The following is an 18,636-nucleotide window of genomic DNA, read 5'->3' on the forward strand; positions in this document are numbered from 1 at the left end:
AGCCTTAGCCATTTGATTTTCCTTTTTAAACTACTCATGCAGGGTCACTGCATGAGCAACTGGTTATTAACTAAAAAATTAGTTTGGGCTTATAGTAATCGAAAGATTACTCGTCGTCACCTTTTTTACCGCCAGATTGGAATTTAGAAATAATGCCTTCCGCCACGTTACGTGGAGTTTCAGCATATTTAGCAAATTCCATAGAGTAAGTTGCACGACCTTGAGACATAGAACGCATTTGAGTTGCGTAACCAAACATCTCAGCAAGTGGAACTTCTGCGCGGATTGCTTTAGTTCCGCCAGGTAAATCGTCCATACCTTGAACCATACCACGACGACGGTTTAAGTCACCCATGATATCGCCCATGTAGTCTTCTGGAGTTTCTACTTCAACTTTCATGATCGGTTCAAGCAAGATAGGATCTGCTTTCATGAAACCGTCACGGAACGCATAAGAACCTGCCATTTTGAACGACAATTCATCAGAGTCGACATCGTGGTAAGAACCGTCGAATAATGTCGCTTTGATACCCACAACAGGGTAACCAGCCAAGACACCATTCTTCATACGTTCTTGAATACCTTTATCAACCGCGCCGAAGAATTCTTTAGGTACTACACCACCAACAACTTCTTCAACGAATTGGTATTCTTTACCAGCTTCTTCAACATCAAGCGGTTCAAGGCGGACATATACATGACCGAATTTACCTTTACCACCAGTTTGACGTACGAATTTACCTTCTTGTTCAACCGATTTTTTAATCGTTTCACGGTAAGCAACCATTGGTTTACCAATGTTCGCTTCAACACCGAATTCACGCTTCATACGGTCAACAATAATGTCAAGGTGAAGCTCACCCATACCCGCAATAATGGTTTGACCAGATTCTTCGTCTGTACGAACGCGGAACGATGGATCTTCCTTAGCCAAACGACCTAAAGCGATTGACATTTTTTCTTGGTCAGCTTTAGTTTTTGGTTCAACAGCCAATGAAATTACTGGCTCTGGGAATTCCATACGTTCAAGTGTAATGATGTTTTTCTCATCACATAGCGTATCACCAGTTGTTACGTCTTTAAGACCTACACACGCAGCGATATCGCCCGCACGGATTTCGTCAAGATCTTGACGTTCGTTTGCGTGCATTTGCACGATACGACCGATACGTTCACGTTTAGATTTAACTGGGTTATACACTGGGTCGCCTTGTTTAAGAACACCAGAGTAAACACGTACGAATGTCAAGTTACCTACGAATTTGTCGTTCATAATTTTGAACGCAAGTGCAGAGAACGGAGCTTCGTCAGATGCTTCACGAGACGCTTTAGTTTCAGCTTTATCGTCAAGGATACCTTCGATTGCTTTAACTTCTGTAGGCGATGGCAAGAATTCAATTACAGCATCCAACATACGTTGAACACCTTTGTTTTTGAATGCAGAACCACAAAGCATAACTTGAATTTCAGAAGCTAATGTACGAGCACGTAAACCTGCGATGATGTCTTCTTTAGAAAGATCACCTTCTTCTAGGTATTTGTCCATTAATTCTTCAGAAGCTTCAGCTGCTGCTTCAACCATGTTAGTACGCCATTCGTTAGCAGTATCAACTAGGTCAGCAGGGATGTCGCCGTATTCAAACTTCATACCTTGAGATGCTTCATCCCAAATGATCGCTTTCATTTCGATCAGGTCAACAACACCTGCGAAAGTATCTTCTGCACCGATTGGCACAACGATAGGAACAGGATTACCGCCTAAACGAGTTTTAACTTGTTCAACAGCACGGAAGAAGTTTGCACCAGTACGGTCCATCTTGTTCACGAATGCTAAACGAGGCACTTTATATTTGTTCGCTTGACGCCATACAGTTTCAGACTGAGGTTGTACACCACCTACAGCACAGTAAACCATGCACGCACCGTCAAGAACACGCATAGAACGTTCAACTTCGATTGTGAAGTCTACGTGTCCCGGGGTGTCAATTACGTTGATACGGTGTTGTTCAAATTGGTTACCCATACCAGACCAGAAACAAGTTGTAGCAGCAGAAGTAATGGTAATACCACGTTCTTGCTCTTGTTCCATCCAGTCCATTGTTGCTGCACCATCGTGTACTTCACCAATTTTGTGAGATACACCTGTGTAGAACAAAATACGTTCAGTTGTAGTTGTTTTACCTGCGTCAATGTGCGCAGAGATACCGATGTTACGGTAACGAGTAATTGGGGTTTGGCGAGCCATGATGTCTGACATTCCTAAATGTGATCTTTAAAACAGGACGCACCAATAAAAATTGATGCGTACGAATACTCAAACTGTTGGGCAACTTAAATACCCGCAAAAGCTCCACTTTGGTAGAGAGCGATATTAAATCGAGCTGCAACACGCATGAGTATTCTCCTGATAAGGGACTGTCTTAACCGCTTAGAAACGGTAATGAGAGAAGGCTTTGTTAGCTTCAGCCATACGGTGCACGTCTTCACGTTTTTTGATCGCAGCACCTTTGCCTTCAGCTGCATCAAGCAACTCGCCAGCAAGACGTAAAGCCATAGTTTTTTCAGAACGCTTAGCAGCAGCATCTACTAACCAACGCATAGCCAAGGCAGTACGACGGGATGGGCGTACTTCCATAGGTACTTGATAAGTAGCACCACCAACACGGCGTGCTTTTACTTCAACCATAGGACGAACTTTTTCAAGAGTAGTCTCGAAAAATTCAACTGGGTCTACTTTGTTTTTTTCTTGAACGCGGTCTAAAGCACCGTAAACGATACTTTCTGCAATCGATTTTTTACCGTCTTGCATAACGTGGTTCATGAATTTAGCGATTGTTTGGCTGCTGAATTTAGGATCTGGAAGGATCTCACGAGCAGCGACTACGCGACGTCTTGGCATTTTAAAACTACCTATAAATATGACACTTCAGGGTGATCCAGCAGATTGTGCAAGTGTCATGCACGCTACGCTGGCCTTACTATACGTCGCTTGAATTTCAAAAATATGAAGAAATCAAACAAGCGAAACGCTAAAGGATTTTTTTGGTCTTAACGACTAAGATTATTTCTTAGGACGTTTAGCACCGTATTTAGAACGTGACTGGTTACGATCTTTAACGCCAGCACAGTCTAAAGAACCACGAACGGTATGGTAACGTACACCTGGTAAGTCTTTAACACGACCACCACGGATAAGAACAACACTGTGCTCTTGTAGGTTATGGCCTTCACCACCGATGTAGCTAGAAACTTCAAAACCAGAAGTTAAGCGAACACGGCAAACTTTACGCATTGCTGAGTTAGGTTTTTTAGGTGTAGTTGTGTAAACACGTGTACAAACACCACGGCGCTGTGGGCAAGCCTTCAACGCAGGAACTTTGGATTTTTCAACCAAAGTAGTACGACCCTTGCGGATCAACTGATTTGTTGTTGCCATCTGGCAAGTCTCCCGTAAATAAAAAACCTCAAAAAGAAAATACCGCTTTTTGAGGGCAAACAATTGTAAGCAAAAACGCCATATTGGTCAATATTCATCGTGTATTGTGGCAGCATGCTTTACATTTATGACAAAGTTATGAAGCATCGGTTGATTTTGGAACAGCTTTACGGCGACGTGGGCGAGGTTTAGTGGTTGGCTGATCGGTCGCTGTCACATCTTCAGTCACCGTTTTTTTTTGCTGTGGTGCGGTGTGATCTTGGCTTAGGTTTTTCTGTCTCACCAGCAAGATCTTCATCAGAATTTTCTTTTTTCAATTCAATAGGATGAACCAGTTCTTTAGGTTGGTTTTGTGGCACAATTGCAGCATGATAAGCTGCCAATACCGTGAGATTCTGATCAGCATGTCGGAGTAAATAATCACGGGAAATCGAAAAAACATGCTGTGCTTTTTGTCCTGTATCCGCAATAAACTGCCAACTATACATCGCACTAACACTCGCCGAAATGAGTGGTGTAATTTGATGTAAAGCACTCACTTTAGGTAAAGCATTCATCCATTGCCATTTAAATTCATGCTTTTCATTGAATAATAATTCTTTTAACCATTCATCATCGTTATTTGAACCGAGTAAATGCTGCAGGCTAGTCAAGTCATTATCCACCAGCAAATCATCTAAGGTTCTCAACCCTAATAATACGCTCTGTTTTTCTACAATCTGTTGTAAGTCGATTTGCTGAAAAATATATTGCACTACATCTTGATCTTGCTGTTGTAACTCAAAACCATGTGCACGCCCTATTTGATAAATGGTTCTTAACGCTAAAACCAAAGACGCAGGAATATCTGCACCAAGCCCGAGTAGACCTGTTGCCCCTGAAAGAGCGCCTTGCACGCCTGCAATCCATTTATTTTGTTCAGTCAACGCCTGACTAATACGACCTGAGCGTGAAATATCGCCTGAGAGTTCAGTTAAAGATTGAGCGCCTGTTTGTTCCAAAATTTTATCGACGGTACTTAAACGATCTGACAAGACATGCAATTTTTGAAAACAATAATCAGACACTTCATCCATGCTTAATGGTGAAAGAAACTGAACCACCTGATTGACCCGTTCATAATGCTTACCAAAAAATTGCTTAGAAATATTAGGAAAATGAACCCGTATTAACTGTTGTGGGTCTTGAGCCGTAAAGCTCAAGAATGTAGTTTCAGAGGGGACTTCACTCATCGTTTTAGCAGATGTCTGTGAACGCTGCAATTGTTGACTATTCATCTGATTTAAAACTTTTAAACCTGATGTGCTGAGCTTTTTAGCCACTCCTAAAACGCGGTTAAACTTGGTTTGCGGATGCTGACTGTCCTCTTTTTGCATTCACCTCTCCTCATTGTTTTTCTTTAAATATTTGATAAATACTAGAAGCAGGAACGTTTTATCTCAACTTCATTATGTATCTTTTAGTGAAGTAAATTACAAGTTGGACATTCCTCACTCACTTTCCAAATAGTCATAGGATTTGCCATAAGATTTAAAAAAGCTTTCTGTTATGATGAGAAATATTATAAACATGAGTGGTGCAGGCATTAACGCTTACATTTCAGGCTTTTGCCCATAAATGTGGTCTGCGCTGGCTCTCAATATCATCACCATATTAAGGGATCTTATAAATGAGACGTGTTGTAATCACTGGTATGGGCATCAACTCATGCATTGGTAACACCCTAGAGCAAGTGACTGAATCATTAAAAAATGGTATTTCAGGGACTCGTTTTAATCAAACTTACGCTGACCTTAACTTTAAAAGCCATGTCAGTGCGGCTGCTGAACAAGATTTTGATCACATTGACCGTAAATTAAAACGCTTCATGGGTGTATGTGCAATGTATGCATATAACTCTGCGGTTGACGCGGTTAAACACGCAGGCTTAACGGCTGAAGACCTTGCTGGCAATCCGCGCTACGGTATTGTTGGTGGTTCTGGTGGTGGTTCAACAGCTTCTGTTGTTGAAATGACTGAGTTGCTTGAAACTAAAGGCGCACGTAAAGTCGGTCCTTTCTTCGTTCCACGTAACATGACCAACACCATTACAGCAAACGTGGGCGTTGCGTTCAAATTACAAGGCGTATCTCACTCAGTTGCGAGCGCATGTGCAACTTCTGCTGACGCGATCGGTTATGCTTACAACCTGATCCAACTTGGCAAACAAGATTTAGTGCTTGCAGGTGGTGGTGAAGAAGATCACTGGTCTCAAAGCTTATTGTTTGATGCAATGGGTGCGCTTTGCTCTAAATACAACGACACACCAGAAACTGCATCTCGTCCATATTCAGCAGACCGTGACGGTTTCGTCATCGCCGGTGGTGGTGGTTTCTTGGTTCTTGAATCTCTTGAACACGCTCAAGCACGTGGTGCCAACATTATCGCTGAAATCGTAGCATATGCAGCGAACAGTGATGGTGCTGACATGGTTGCGCCAAGTGGTGAAGGTGCAACACGCTGTATCTTGATGGCACTTGATGAAGCTAAACAACACGGCGTAGAAAAACTTGACTACATCAACACACATGGTACATCGACTCCAGCAGGTGACATCACCGAGCTTAAAGCGATGGAACGCGCATTTGGTGAAGGCAATGTCCCTGCATTCAGCTCAACCAAATCAATGACAGGTCATAGCTTGGGTGCAGCAGGTGTACACGAAGCTATTTACTCTGTTTTAATGATGCAAAATGACTTTATCGCACCAAACATCAACGTGACTGAACTTGATGAAGGTGCAAAAGGCTTTGATCTTGTACTTGAAAAACGCGATACAAAACTGAATACTGTCATGAGTAACAGTTTTGGATTTGGCGGCGTAAATGCTTGCTTGATCTTCAAGAAATGGGCTGATGCCTAAGAGATCGTAAATGAATGTACCTTCTGATGCTTTTTTATGGGTAAAAGCATTACACATTATTGCCGTGGTTTGTTGGTTTGCAGCGTTATTCTACTTACCACGCCTTTATGTCTACCATGCCATGAGTGACGATGCGATTAGTCATCAACGCTTTCAGGTCATGGAACGTAAACTGTACCGCGGCATTATGTGGCCTGCGATGGTTGCAACGCTCATCACCGCACACTTTTTAGTGGATTTGGGCGATGCAACAGAGCATTACCATTTGGCACATTGGTTTTATGCCAAAGTTGCATTGGTTGGATTACTGATCATTTACCATTTTGTTTGTGGTTATTACCGCAAAAAGTTAATCGAAAATGCGCACTATAAATCACACAAGTTTTGGCGTTTCTTTAATGAAATGCCAACGGTCATTTTACTGGCTGTGGTGATTTTAGTCGTTGTGAAGCCTCAGTTCTAACTGGGGCTTTTTTCTGCCTGAATTAAAATGTTAATAGACCATCACTGGTTACTTCATTGAGCACAAAGAATGTCCTCACCTGCCGCACCCCTGGCAAAGCGATAATTTTTTCACTATGAAAGCGGTTAAATGCCACCAAGTCTTTAACCCGAATTTTCAGAAAATAATCGACTTCTCCTGCGACCAAATAACATTCCAAAACGTTATTGAGCTGTTTGGCAGCACGTTCAAATTCAGCAAAACTTTCAGGCGTTGAGCGATCCAGAACAACCCCCACTAAAACGATGGTTTCACGCTGAACCATGTTCGGGTTAATTCGTGCGCGGACATCTAAAATTGCACCAATCTTAAAAAGCCGCTGCGTATGATTCCAGCAGGATGATGGACTGATCCCCACCAGTTTTGCCAACTCAGCATTACTTAAACGTCCATCTTGCTGTAAAGCTCGCATAATTTTAAGATCTATCGCACTCAATTCCGCTTGATTTTCAGACATAAATATTCTTCATATAAAAATATAAATTTCAGAAGATATTATTCCAATTTTAAAAAAAATGAAAATTCTATGCATTTTATTGAATCAAATTAAAAAGCACCTTCTTTTTAAAAATTGTTAAATTTATGCCAAGTTTCCTCTGTAATTTTGTTCAAATTCGTTATTAGATTCGATTATGCAAAAACTGATTCAAGATTTTTCTGTCCCTGCTGTATTTGCAGGCTTCATTACTTTCCTTATCGGGATTAGTGTATCCGCTGTTTTAGTCATTCAAGGTGCGCAAACACTTGGCGCAACGCCTGAGCAAATCTCATCTTGGCTTTGGGCACTGGGTCTTTCCATCGGGATTTCTGGCTTAGTCTTGTCATGGAAATACCGCTATCCTGTGGCAACCGCATGGTCAACTCCAGGGATTGCTTTAATTATTGCCACAGGCAGTCATTACAGTCTGTCCTCGGCAATTGGGGCATTTATTGTCTGTGGCATACTCACCGCTTTTGTTGGATTTTCGGGTCTTTTTCAACGCTTGCTGTCTAAAATCCCGATGAGTTTGAGCTGCGCCATGTTGGCGGGAATTCTCTTAAAATTCGGGATTCAGATTTTTACGGGCTTAGAACAAAGCTGGGCATTTATTCTGACTTTACTGGCGATTTATCTGGTCGCTAAACGTCTGTGGCCGCGTTACTGTATCGTGTTAACTGTGGTTGCTGCGATGATTCTCTGCCCAATGTTTATGCCGTTCCAGTTTCCACATTTGTCGTGGTCTCTGGCAAAACCCGTTTGGATCAGCCCTGAGTTTTCACTCTCAACCATTATTGGCTTAGGTTTACCGCTATTTATCATCAACATGTCTTCTCAGTTCCTCCCTGGGATTGGCATGATTAAAAGCTATGGCTATCAACCACATACCAATTCACTAGTTGGTTGGATTGGCGTATTACAAACCATTCTTGCCCCATTCGGTGCATTTTCGGTGTGTTTAGCTGCAATTAGTGCTGCGGTGAGTTTAGATGATCAGGTTCACCCTGACCCAAAACGTCGTTATATTGCGGGCATTAGCTGTGGTTTCTTCTACATCATCATGGGATTGTTTGCGACTACATTGACAGGCTTACTGATGGCTTTTCCTAAAATCTTTATTGTTGCGCTTGCGGGGATTGCTTTGTTTGGAACGATTAGCCACAACATTGCGATTGCCTTTAAAGAGCCTCAAGACCGTGAGCCTGCTCTACTCACCTTCTTAATGAGTGCTTCAGGTGTTCAATTTTTTGGCATTGGTTCAGCATTTTGGGGACTGCTACTCGGAATTGTGGTTGCAATAATCTTGAATCATCGTAAAGCCCACTAAATATAAAAAAGCCAGTGTTGGACACTGGCTTTTTTTGTTTAACAGACTTAACTTTTTGTGGTTGGATAAAGCTTAAAACCCAATTCAACTGCCTGATCTTGTTGTTTTTTATTGATGGTAAAAACTGCAATACGCCCATCAGGTGCGCCACAAACTTGCGGGTACAATAAACCATCTGAGGTCACCGCTTGGCTATAAACCTGTATTTTTTGTTCTTCAAGCTGTGATTTAAGCTGATCAACATTCATACCTGTATCACCACATTGATGACCCGATAAAGATTTACTGACTTGCACTTTACCCGATACAACATGTTGTTCAGTATTTAAGGTTGAACAGCCAACCACATTGATTACTGCCAGAGTCATTGCACAAAAACCTGTCAAACGCATGATCACCCCGATTTTTTTATTGATTGGCGCAAGCATAGCGAGATTTTAGATTTGTGATTAAACTGTTAGCAAAAACTCAACAAATTCTATGAACTAATTAAAATAATTCAACAACTCAGCAAACTGCCGAATTTGAAGCTTAGGTGCAGCTTGTGCAATTTCTGCGTCTGTACCATAACCATAGGTCACGGCGATGGTCTCAATGCCATTACGGCGTGCACCTAAAATGTCATATTCACGGTCACCAACCATCATGCAATACTCTGGAACCAGTTGTTCTTGCTGCAAAATATAATGGATCAAATCGCCTTTGTTGGTTCGTTCACCAGTTAATTCACTCCCATAAGGCTTGGTAAAATAATCCAACAATTTAAAATGCTCTAAAATACGAATTGCAAAGACCTGTGGCTTTGCTGTCGCCAAATACAAATTGTAGCCACGCTCAACCAAGGCTTTCAGCGTTTCAATTACATGCGGATATAGCTCATTTTCATACAGACCAATCGTTGAAAAACGCTCGCGATAAAATGCCAATGCCTGCTCGGCAAGTGCATCCTCAGCGCTATTCAACAACTGAATAAATGAAGCTTTTAACGGTGGGCCAATCGTCCAGTCCAAATCGGTATCATCTGCCAAAGGTTGCCCCATTTTTTCCATGGCATAACGGATACAGGTATGAATACCAATTTTCGGGTCAGTCAATGTCCCATCGAGATCTAATAAAATATTTTTAACTGTCACAACAAAACCTAATCAATTCACCCAGTCAAAGACTCGGAAGTTAAATAAAACTTGCCTATACTAACGTAAATTCAAATGACAAGGATATCGCTCTGTGCGCCCTACAGTTTTATGTTTTTCAGGTTTAGACCCTTCTGGCGGTGCTGGTTTACAGGCTGATATTGAAGCGATTGGTCAAAGTGGTGCACATGCTGCGATTGCTTGTACTGCACTTACAATTCAAAACTCACAGCAAGTCTTTGGTTTTCAAGCCACATCCAAAGAACTCCTTTTGGCTCAAGCCAATGCTGTGGTGGGTGACTTACCGATCAGCTGTGTAAAATCAGGTATGCTCGGTACAACCGATAATATTGCGGCATTAGCTGAATTTTTACAGGAACATCCTGACTATCAATATGTACTTGACCCTGTTTTAGTGGCGAATAGCGGTGGCTCTTTAGGTGATCAACCGACATTGGTCAAAGCGTTTGCTCAGCTCATTCCTCTCGCAAGCATCATCACCCCCAATACTGTAGAACTTCGCGCACTGACAGGGATTGACGATATTGAACAAGCCACAGCCCAACTATTCAAAATGGGGGCAAAAGCGGTTCTAGTAAAAGGTGGTCATGAAGATACGCCTGAGCATATCCGTAATGCACTGTATATTGAAAATGATCTGGTTTCAGAAACCACCTGTGCCCGCCTTGAAGGTGAATATCACGGTTCGGGCTGTTCATTGGCCAGTTTTATTGCGGGTCGTTTAGCGCAGGGAGATAGCATTCAGCAAGCGGTCAATCATGCTGAAACTTGGCTCTTTCATGTGTTACAACATGCAGAAAGCCCACATGTGGACGGGCAGAAAATTCCAAAACGCTTTTAATTTAAACTTCCCATTATTTCGATGCAGTACCATGATATTTTTTTAGATTCTTAATGTGCTGTGCATCGGTTTTACGAGATTGATCTAAAGCATTTTGTGCTAAAGTTTGGCAAATCTGTTGAACTTTAGCTGCACTCATCACTTCTTGACGAAAGCTTTTGACATACTGAATCCATGCTGTTCCTTGCAATACATTGGCAGGCATTGGCGTTTTAAACTGGCTCTCACCAACAAAAACAACAACTGAATGAACATGTTCTCCTGCAATCAACTCAGATAACATGTACTGTACTGTTTTGATATGTCGATAATTTTGATGTAATGGATTTTGGAACTGATAACTTTTTTTATAAAATTTTTGTGTCCACATCTTCTGCTTTTCATCACCAAAAATCCAACCCTGATAATTTTTGGTTTCAACCACAAAAACTCCAAAACGGCTCACCACAATATGATCAATTTGGGTCGTCAGCTGTTCAGACACCTGAAAGGTACAATTGTTGAGTACTGTGTAATCTGCTTCATTTAAATGACGATCTGCATGCGCAATCACACGTTTTTCGCCCTGTTTTCCTTTTGTTTTAGCGGAGGAACCTTGTGCAGAGAGTACAATGACAGCAACAATGATCAGCAGTAGGATAATAATAAACATGTTATTTTATTGAATATTTAAAAATATATTGTATTACAAATAGTTATATATAAATATAGCGAACTGAATTATTGTGATGAAACTTTCATAAGTACCAAACCTGAAACAATCATGATAGCCGCCAACATTCGCAAAGCATTGCTCGGTTCTTGTAAGACAACCATACCCACAATAAACGAGCCAATTGCACCTATTCCTGTCCACACCGTATAAGCTGTGCCTAAAGGCAGGCTTTTCATTGACCATGACAGCAAAGCAAAACTCAGTAGCATAAAAATAATGGTGATAACACTTGGAATAAGCAGTGTAAAACCTTCTGACTTTTTCATGGCAAATGCCCAAATGACTTCAAAAATACCCGCCAAAACCAATACCAACCACGCCATATAATCTCCTTTACAGTCACGATTACCCCAAAAATTGGGGAATTTTTCCTCCCATAAGGGGATGCAAGCTGCATCCCCCAAAGATTTAAAATTTCAACAATACCCCGAGACCATAGACAACGCCATACTCCCTTGGAGTTACCTCTTGCCATGCTGTTGCTTTCTGACCAAGGTCAGATTCATAGGCAATTTCAAAAAATGGCATTAGCGTTTTATTGATTTCATAACGGGTTTGTACGCCAACTTCTGCATGACTAAGACCTGTTTTTTGTGGTGTCTTAGATTCATCTTTCAATAACACAGTTGCTTTGACAAACGGTTCACTCATCAGCTTTTGCGTCCAAAGCACATCTCGCTTGGCTTCCAATGACATCGAAACATGCTGATGCTCACCGACATACAAATAAGCTTGGGTTTCAAAGAAGTACGGCGCTAAACCATGAATACCGACCACGGTATCCACCGCACGTTTATCGGTCGCTACAGTATTGTTTTGCCGATAACGTAGCCCTGCTTGAGCATCCCAAAAGGTGCTGATATTACGACTATATAAAGCCATGATGCTGGCATCGAGCTGTTCGGACTCGGCTTGTTTGCTATCGGCTTTAATAAAGAGTTTGTTGTCATCTGACCCAATCCAACTTTCCAGTTCAGACTGCCAACTCCCCTCGCCATGTCGGTCAAGCATCCATTTATTTTCCAGTGAGTTTGCGGCATAGATTTGTCCACCATGTTCATGCTGCATCTGCATCGCACTGGTATCAGACGAACTGATCATCTCCATATCATCGGCAGCCCAAAGCGGTTGCCCTGCAACACTTGCCAATAACAAGACAGAAGCTAAACGCTTAGTGATGTGCATGTGCATTTCCTCCTTGAGCAGGCATTGGCATCAGCATCTGACTATCTTGTGGTCTTACTTTTGCCACAATCAATTTGTTCATCATGCCTGCGCTCATGTGGTACAGCAAATGACAGTGAATCGCCCATTCACCCAATTCATCAGCAGTGAGCAAAACACTGACTTTTTGTCCTGGTGGTACAATAATCGTATGTTTGTTCGGTAGCTCAGCCAGTGGTTGTCCATTTTCAAGCTGCACAAACATGCCATGTAAATGCATCGGATGTGCCATCATACTGTCATTGACAAAGGTTAGTTTGACGCGTTCGCCATATTGCACTTGTATCGGTGTAGCTTGATTAAACTTCTTGCCATTCATCGTCCAGATATAACGCTCCATGTTGCCGCCCAAATGCAGCACAATTTCCTGTTGTGGTGCTCGAGTATCTTTTTGTGGGTAGAGTGGACGCAAGTCTGAATAACTCAACGCTTTTAAGCCCTTAGGGGTCGATGCATTCGCCCAACCTTCAACAACGGCTTGTGTTGATGGGGTTTTCGTATTTTGCATCATGTCCTGATGTGACTCAGCATTCATGCCGTGCATATTCGACATATCCATATCAGACATGTCTGGCATTTTCTGTTCAGATGGCATTGCATGGTTCATTTGCTGCATCATTTTTTGATGCTGCTCAGGTGTCATATTTTTCATACTAGACATATCCATGTCCTGCATGCCTGACATTGGTTGCCCTGACGACATTTCATGATTCATCTGTTGCATCATTTTTTGATGCTGTTCAGGTGTCATGTTCTGCATATCCGACATGTCCATATCCATGCCTTTCATTGCGGACATTTCATGTTGAGTTGAGTCGGATGAATGTTCAGAATCTTCATGCACCATGCCCATATCCTGCATATTCAGTAATGCTCTTGGACGATGCTGTGGTTCAGACAATGCTGTAGGTGCAGCATCCTGATTTCGTAAGCTTGCCAAAGCAAAACCGCTACGATCAATCGACTCTGCCTGAATTTGGTATTGTGCCTGTTTTGGCTCAACAATCACGTCGTAGGTTTCCCCTGCTCCAAAACGGAATTCATCTACCGTCACAGGTTTGACAGGCTGACCATCGGCACTGACTACCGTCATTTTCAAGTTTGGAATACGCACATCAAAAAAGGACATGGCAGATGCATTAATCATCCGCAAACGAATTTTCTCGCCTGTCTTAAAGGTACTTGTCCAGTTTTGCTGTGGCGTTTTGCCATTCACCAAGAAGTGATAGCCTGTGACATCACTCAAATCAGTTCTGAGCATCCGCATTTGGTTCCACATACGGCGCTGTTGCCATGTGGCTTTGACACCTTGCTCACGAGCCTGTTTCCATACATCCGCCAATGTTTCACGCTGATTTTGATAATAGTCTGAGGACTTTTTCAAATTGTTCATGATCTGTTCGCTAGAAGATTCATGAAAATCAGAGAACATGATGACTTCATCACGATCTGTTTTTTCAGCAGGTGTAATCGGTTGATGATTTTTTGGATAAATAATCAAAGCACCATATAAACCATCTTGCTCTTGCCCTGCGCTATGTGCGTGATACCAATAAGTGCCTGTCTGACGAATCTTAAAGCGATAGACAAAATCACCATTCGGTGCAATGCCTTTAAAGCCATTAAATCCAGGGACACCATCCATCACTGCGGGCAACAAAATGCCATGCCAATGCAATGCGGTATGCTGTTTTTTTAATTGGTTATGCACATAAATCACGGCATCATCACCTTCTTCAAAACTCAGTGTTGGTGCAGGAAACTGCCCATTGACTGTTAATTTTTTGACAGGCTTTCCAGTGACATTAATGGTTTGCTCACTGATATTAAGATGATATTCACGCACAGCCGCAAAAATACTTTGAGGTGCAATAAGACATGCTGCAACAACGCAGACATGTAAGGAAAATTTAGACATGATCCGTCCTCTTTAAAAAATGAAAATGACAATTTTTTAAAGATTAGGCTTTGGGAGGACGCAGAATTTCTTGCCAATACCCTGTTAAATCAACAGATGTCTGTGCATCATAATGCCGTGCCTCTAGCTCATGGCGAGGGGGTTCATTGAGATGAAGACTGGCTTGGGGAAGATCAGCATTGATCGTTTGGCAATGCAGAATTTGGCAATCAGGGCAATTGAGATGCTGCTGATGTGGTGAAGAATGTGTTTGCTGACAATTTTCATTCATCTGCATCGGTGGCATGTCTGATTGATGACAATTTTCATTCATCTGCATCGGTGGCATGTCTGATTGATGACAATCTGCCGACATGTGATGCATCGCTGAAGACATGCGTGTATCCGATGGCATTGTCATTGACATGTTCCAATGCATATTTTGCACCGACGCATTGGCAATACCCATCCAGCCGATACAACAGATGATCAGCAAGATAAAGCTTTGCGAAAATAGCGTTTTACGGCGCATCAGCATCTAGGCACAAACAACATTGAACAATTCAAGCTAAAAGCATAGCCAACTCTAAGACAAGATACAAACAAAAAAAGCGTCAAAGCCAATGGCTTGACGCTTTTTCAGATTGAGCAGAGCCGTTTTAAAGCTGAACTGAACCCACTTGATTCAACTCTGCACGCATTTGATCAATCACTGCTTTATAGTCAGGTTGACCAAAAATGGCTGAACCTGCAACAAACATATCTGCACCCGCTTCTGCAATTTCACGGATATTGGCAGGGCCTACGCCGCCATCGACTTCTAGACGAATATCACGACCACTGGCATCGATAATTTTGCGTGCTTGGCGCAATTTCTCCAAAGTCATTGGAATAAATTTCTGCCCACCAAAGCCTGGGTTGACACTCATCAACAAGATTTGATCAACTTTATCCAACACATAATCAAGATAATGTAACGGCGTTGCTGGATTAAAAACTAAACCTGCTTTGGCACCACCTGATTTGATCAGTTGCAACGAACGGTCAATATGATCGGTTGCTTCTGGGTGAAACGTAATAATATCCGCACCTGCTTCCAAGAAATCGCCAATCATGCGGTCAACGGGTGACACCATTAAATGCACATCAATCGGTGCTTTAATCCCATATTTTTTCAGTGCCTTACACACGCCTGCACCAAAAGTCAGATTGGGTACATAGTGGTTGTCCATCACATCAAAATGCACAACGTCTGCACCTGCTGCCAAAACATTCTCAACCTCTTCACCGAGGCGGGCAAAATCAGCAGATAAAATCGAAGGTGCAATTAAATAGGGCTTGGACATAAATTTAACCTAGCAACATTTTGAAATTTGTACGCAGTATAACAAAATCCACCCCATCACAAACAACTCAGCACAATTCAGAACGCAATGTTCCGATTTCATACACTATCGTTAAAAACTTCTCTGTTACACTTCCAGCACAACAACAAGGAATTGAATTTATGTATAGTCAGACGCAACTGGCAACGGACGAAGCAGCCCGTATTGCAAAACGCCTTTATAATCACTGGAAACACAAATTTGAAGTCGCTGAAACTGAGCAAAATTTTCAAATTTTGATGCCAACAGCCACCGTGACCCTTACACCTCAAAGCACAGCACTTGATGTTAGCATCGACAGTCAACTCGAAACAGCTGAGCAAACTCGACTTGAAGGTGTCGTGCTTGAACACCTCAACCGTATGGCACAGCAAGAGTTCCAAGTGACTTGGCAACAACAGGCTTAAAATAAAAAAGGATCACCTCAGTGATCCTTTTTTGATGATGAGCTAGGTTTAATCGGTCAGCTCAGCAGCATGAAACTGCAAATGATCATCAATGAAACTTTGAATAAAATAATAACCATGATCATAAGATTCATGTTGGCGTAAGGTCAGCTTTTGACCAACTTCAGCACAAGCTTGCTGAAGTAATTGTGGATGCAACTGATGATAAAACTGATCTGCCAAACCTTGATCGATCAGAACTTCACTAAACAGCGCACCTTTACTTTGAATCAAAGCCACAGCATCGTGGGCTAACCATTCCTCCCGTGCTTCACCCAAATAATGCGTAAAGGCTTTTTCACCCCATGCACACTGACTTGGTGCACAGATCGGTGCAAATGCAGACACCGATTTGAATTTTTCAGGATATTTCCATGCCAAGGTTAGTGCACCATGCCCACCCATCGAGTGTCCCATAATCCCAATACGACCTTTCTGAATTGGGAAATGTTCTAACACAGCAAAATACAATTCATCGGCAATATAGCTTTCCATGCGGTAATGCTCTGCCCACGGTGCTTGCGTGGCGTTGATATAAAAACCTGCGCCTAATCCCAAATCCCATGAATCACCTTTTGCGACAGTTTCTCCGCGTGGTGAGGTATCAGGCATCACCAAAATGAGACCTAATTGAGCTGCCAAACGCTGTGCATGAGCTTTGATTGCAAAGGTTTCTTCGGTACAGGTCAAACCTGCCAAGTAAAATACTGCAGGGCAAGCTTCTCCTGCACGCGCCTGTTCAGGCAAATAAATCGAAAATTTGGCATCACCTTGCAATTCTTTGGAATACCATTGATAAGTCTGTTGTTCCCCATCAAAACAAAAGTTTCGTTGTATTTGCTGCATGACACATCCTTTTATTGTTGTGGTGGTGTTGAAAGTACCGTTGGATTATTCACAGGTAAGTTATTTGGGCTTGGGAATAAATGTTTCTCGAGTTGAGGTAGCATCAATTCCATATTTTTACCGATTGACCATTGTGGTTCTGAAGGCTCGAAACCTTGTGCAGCTTCCCACTTGGACACCGTTGCTTTGGCATCGGTAAAGGCATCTTTAATGGAACTTTTTTCACGCATCGCCTGATCAAAGAACGCCCGACCAAAATAAGTGTAATCCGATTCATTATTACAACCAAATGATGAACGGTCTGCTGCCGATGCGGTAATCACCAAGGTATTATCTGATTGCAATGCAGGCACAAAACTGCCCGAATAACATGCTGAAACCACAATCACACGCCAGCGAATTCCAGCTTTATCCAGCGCTTCCCGTAGCCATTTCGGATCAACTTGTTTCAGATCAATCGGCGCATTTTCCAGTTCAAAATGATTAGGCTCGCCATGTGAAGTCATGTATAAAAACAATACATCACTTTCTTTATTCATTTGCTGACCAATACGGTTCAGTGCCATTTGGATACTGGTTCGTGAAGCAATCGGCAAGGTAGTACGGGTATTAGGATCATTTACCAGTTCGATTGAACGTCCGAACGTGCCAAAGCGGGTATCAAACTGCGATTTGATCCGTTGTACTTCCGAGCTAAAGACAGAATCATAACTATCCCCCGCAACGCCAAGGAAATACCAATGCGTCTGTGAAAAATCGCCAAACTGAACTTGTTCCAATGCTTTACTCAACAAATTACCCTGAGCATATAAAGCATCTTCAGACAGTGTTGGCTGCACAGGCTCAACTTTCCAAATGGGTTGCTCTTTCACTGACATCTGCCACACCACGAGGGTACAAATCGTGGCAAACATAATCAGCCCACGTTCCCACCACGGCCATTTTAGTTCACGGGAAAATACCCAAATCACCGCCAAGCTTTGCCAAACAAACAAAACTAAAAATAAAGTCGGAAGCAGGTTATAGATACGATCAGGAAGAAAATCTAAATAACCTTGATCGCCCAAATACTGCAAAAAACACTGAATTAATAGAATACTGGCATCGAGTACTAACCAGAGCAAGGCTGGCACAAGCATTAAGCGAGGATTATTGGTCCGTTGTGATAGAAAAATGCCGACAATTAGCGCAATAAACGGCCAAAGTGCATAGCTGACAAGACCTTGTGAGTTGAAATGCCCTGCCTGATCAGCCACCATCCAGCTAAATAGCGTATTGACGGCAGCAGCAATCGCTCCCCAAAAAATTAACTGAAAAATTGAGGGGTGAACGATTTGCAAGGAACGGCGAGAACCGAGGAACAACCATAAACCAGCGATTTGGTTACTTTTGAGATCGTGCCAAAAATTGATGGAAGGTTTCAGGTCTATCATAAAATTCTGCTGGTCAGCGGTGGATTTATTTATGCACCCCTTAGTTTATG

20 protein-coding genes are annotated in these 18,636 nt (G+C 42.3%); 5 read left to right on the top strand and 15 right to left on the bottom strand.

The window, feature by feature from the left end:
- Window positions 1-106: 106 nt before the first annotated feature.
- The 4 genes from fusA to LVY74_RS16150 form a co-directional block, all read right to left on the bottom strand.
- Window positions 107-2,245, bottom strand: a complete 2,139-nt coding sequence (fusA, locus tag LVY74_RS16135) for an elongation factor G (protein WP_237815907.1) — start codon at window positions 2,243-2,245, stop codon at window positions 107-109.
- Between the two features lie 183 nt (window positions 2,246-2,428).
- Window positions 2,429-2,899, bottom strand: a complete 471-nt coding sequence (rpsG, locus tag LVY74_RS16140) for a 30S ribosomal protein S7 (RefSeq protein WP_004655203.1) — start codon at window positions 2,897-2,899, stop codon at window positions 2,429-2,431.
- Window positions 2,900-3,061: 162 nt separating this feature from the next.
- Entirely contained in the window at window positions 3,062-3,436 is a 375-nt protein-coding gene (gene rpsL, locus LVY74_RS16145) for a 30S ribosomal protein S12 (protein ID WP_000246374.1), read from the bottom strand.
- A gap of 221 nt (window positions 3,437-3,657) precedes the next feature.
- Entirely contained in the window at window positions 3,658-4,812 is a 1,155-nt protein-coding gene (locus LVY74_RS16150) for an EcsC family protein (RefSeq protein ID WP_237815908.1), read from the bottom strand.
- A gap of 293 nt (window positions 4,813-5,105) precedes the next feature.
- On the opposite strand from LVY74_RS16150, the gene LVY74_RS16155 reads away from it, so the two are divergent.
- Window positions 5,106-6,338, top strand: coding sequence for a beta-ketoacyl synthase N-terminal-like domain-containing protein (locus LVY74_RS16155; protein ID WP_237815909.1), 1,233 nt, complete (start codon window positions 5,106-5,108; stop codon window positions 6,336-6,338).
- Window positions 6,339-6,348: 10 nt separating this feature from the next.
- Complete coding sequence (hemJ, locus tag LVY74_RS16160; RefSeq protein WP_237815910.1) at window positions 6,349-6,801, top strand: protoporphyrinogen oxidase HemJ; 453 nt, start codon at window positions 6,349-6,351, stop codon at window positions 6,799-6,801.
- A gap of 22 nt (window positions 6,802-6,823) precedes the next feature.
- Here hemJ and LVY74_RS16165 read toward each other — a convergent pair whose 3' ends face one another.
- Window positions 6,824-7,297 (bottom strand): Lrp/AsnC family transcriptional regulator, encoded by a 474-nt coding sequence (locus LVY74_RS16165; protein ID WP_111896033.1) that lies wholly within the window; start codon window positions 7,295-7,297, stop codon window positions 6,824-6,826.
- 175 nt (window positions 7,298-7,472) lie between these two features.
- Here LVY74_RS16165 and LVY74_RS16170 point away from each other — a divergent pair, with 175 nt between their 5' ends.
- Window positions 7,473-8,645, top strand: coding sequence for a benzoate/H(+) symporter BenE family transporter (locus LVY74_RS16170; RefSeq protein WP_237815911.1), 1,173 nt, complete (start codon window positions 7,473-7,475; stop codon window positions 8,643-8,645).
- 47 nt (window positions 8,646-8,692) lie between these two features.
- Here LVY74_RS16170 and LVY74_RS16175 read toward each other — a convergent pair whose 3' ends face one another.
- Together LVY74_RS16175 and LVY74_RS16180 are read right to left on the bottom strand one after the other, a co-directional pair.
- On the bottom strand, window positions 8,693-9,013 hold the full coding sequence (locus LVY74_RS16175) for a hypothetical protein (protein ID WP_237815912.1): 321 nt from the start codon (window positions 9,011-9,013) through the stop codon (window positions 8,693-8,695).
- Window positions 9,014-9,130: 117 nt separating this feature from the next.
- Entirely contained in the window at window positions 9,131-9,778 is a 648-nt protein-coding gene (locus tag LVY74_RS16180) for an HAD-IA family hydrolase (protein WP_237815913.1), read from the bottom strand.
- A gap of 94 nt (window positions 9,779-9,872) precedes the next feature.
- On the opposite strand from LVY74_RS16180, the gene LVY74_RS16185 reads away from it, so the two are divergent.
- Entirely contained in the window at window positions 9,873-10,640 is a 768-nt protein-coding gene (locus tag LVY74_RS16185; protein ID WP_237815914.1) for a hydroxymethylpyrimidine/phosphomethylpyrimidine kinase, read from the top strand.
- A gap of 13 nt (window positions 10,641-10,653) precedes the next feature.
- Here LVY74_RS16185 and LVY74_RS16190 read toward each other — a convergent pair whose 3' ends face one another.
- The 6 genes from LVY74_RS16190 to rpe form a co-directional block, all read right to left on the bottom strand.
- A complete protein-coding gene (locus LVY74_RS16190) occupies window positions 10,654-11,292 on the bottom strand; it encodes a nuclease-related domain-containing protein (RefSeq protein WP_237815915.1) in 639 nt (212 codons plus the stop codon).
- 68 nt (window positions 11,293-11,360) lie between these two features.
- Window positions 11,361-11,678, bottom strand: a complete 318-nt coding sequence (locus LVY74_RS16195) for a DMT family transporter (RefSeq protein WP_237815916.1) — start codon at window positions 11,676-11,678, stop codon at window positions 11,361-11,363.
- Between the two features lie 85 nt (window positions 11,679-11,763).
- Window positions 11,764-12,540, bottom strand: a complete 777-nt coding sequence (locus LVY74_RS16200; RefSeq protein WP_237815917.1) for a copper resistance protein B — start codon at window positions 12,538-12,540, stop codon at window positions 11,764-11,766.
- Window positions 12,527-14,497: a multicopper oxidase domain-containing protein gene (locus tag LVY74_RS16205; RefSeq protein ID WP_237815918.1), complete on the bottom strand. Its 1,971-nt coding sequence runs from the start codon at window positions 14,495-14,497 to the stop codon at window positions 12,527-12,529. Before LVY74_RS16205 ends, LVY74_RS16200 begins: the two co-directional genes overlap by 14 nt.
- A gap of 43 nt (window positions 14,498-14,540) precedes the next feature.
- Window positions 14,541-15,014 (bottom strand): hypothetical protein, encoded by a 474-nt coding sequence (locus LVY74_RS16210; protein ID WP_237815919.1) that lies wholly within the window; start codon window positions 15,012-15,014, stop codon window positions 14,541-14,543.
- Window positions 15,015-15,135: 121 nt separating this feature from the next.
- The gene (rpe, locus tag LVY74_RS16215; RefSeq protein WP_237815920.1) at window positions 15,136-15,822 is read right to left on the bottom strand and encodes a ribulose-phosphate 3-epimerase; all 687 of its coding nucleotides are present in this window, start codon (window positions 15,820-15,822) and stop codon (window positions 15,136-15,138) included.
- A gap of 161 nt (window positions 15,823-15,983) precedes the next feature.
- On the opposite strand from rpe, the gene LVY74_RS16220 reads away from it, so the two are divergent.
- On the top strand, window positions 15,984-16,268 hold the full coding sequence (locus tag LVY74_RS16220) for a DUF2218 domain-containing protein (RefSeq protein WP_237815921.1): 285 nt from the start codon (window positions 15,984-15,986) through the stop codon (window positions 16,266-16,268).
- Between the two features lie 48 nt (window positions 16,269-16,316).
- Here the strand turns inward: LVY74_RS16220 and fghA are convergent, their stop codons facing one another.
- Both fghA and LVY74_RS16230 read right to left on the bottom strand, forming a co-directional pair.
- Complete coding sequence (fghA, locus tag LVY74_RS16225) at window positions 16,317-17,153, bottom strand: S-formylglutathione hydrolase (RefSeq protein ID WP_237815922.1); 837 nt, start codon at window positions 17,151-17,153, stop codon at window positions 16,317-16,319.
- 11 nt (window positions 17,154-17,164) lie between these two features.
- The gene (locus LVY74_RS16230; RefSeq protein WP_237815923.1) at window positions 17,165-18,586 is read right to left on the bottom strand and encodes a C13 family peptidase; all 1,422 of its coding nucleotides are present in this window, start codon (window positions 18,584-18,586) and stop codon (window positions 17,165-17,167) included.
- Window positions 18,587-18,636: the final 50 nt, after the last annotated feature.

The sequence above is a fragment of the Acinetobacter sp. ME22 genome (assembly GCF_022012315.1).
Taxonomy (GTDB): Bacteria; Pseudomonadota; Gammaproteobacteria; order Pseudomonadales; family Moraxellaceae; genus Acinetobacter; species Acinetobacter brisouii_A.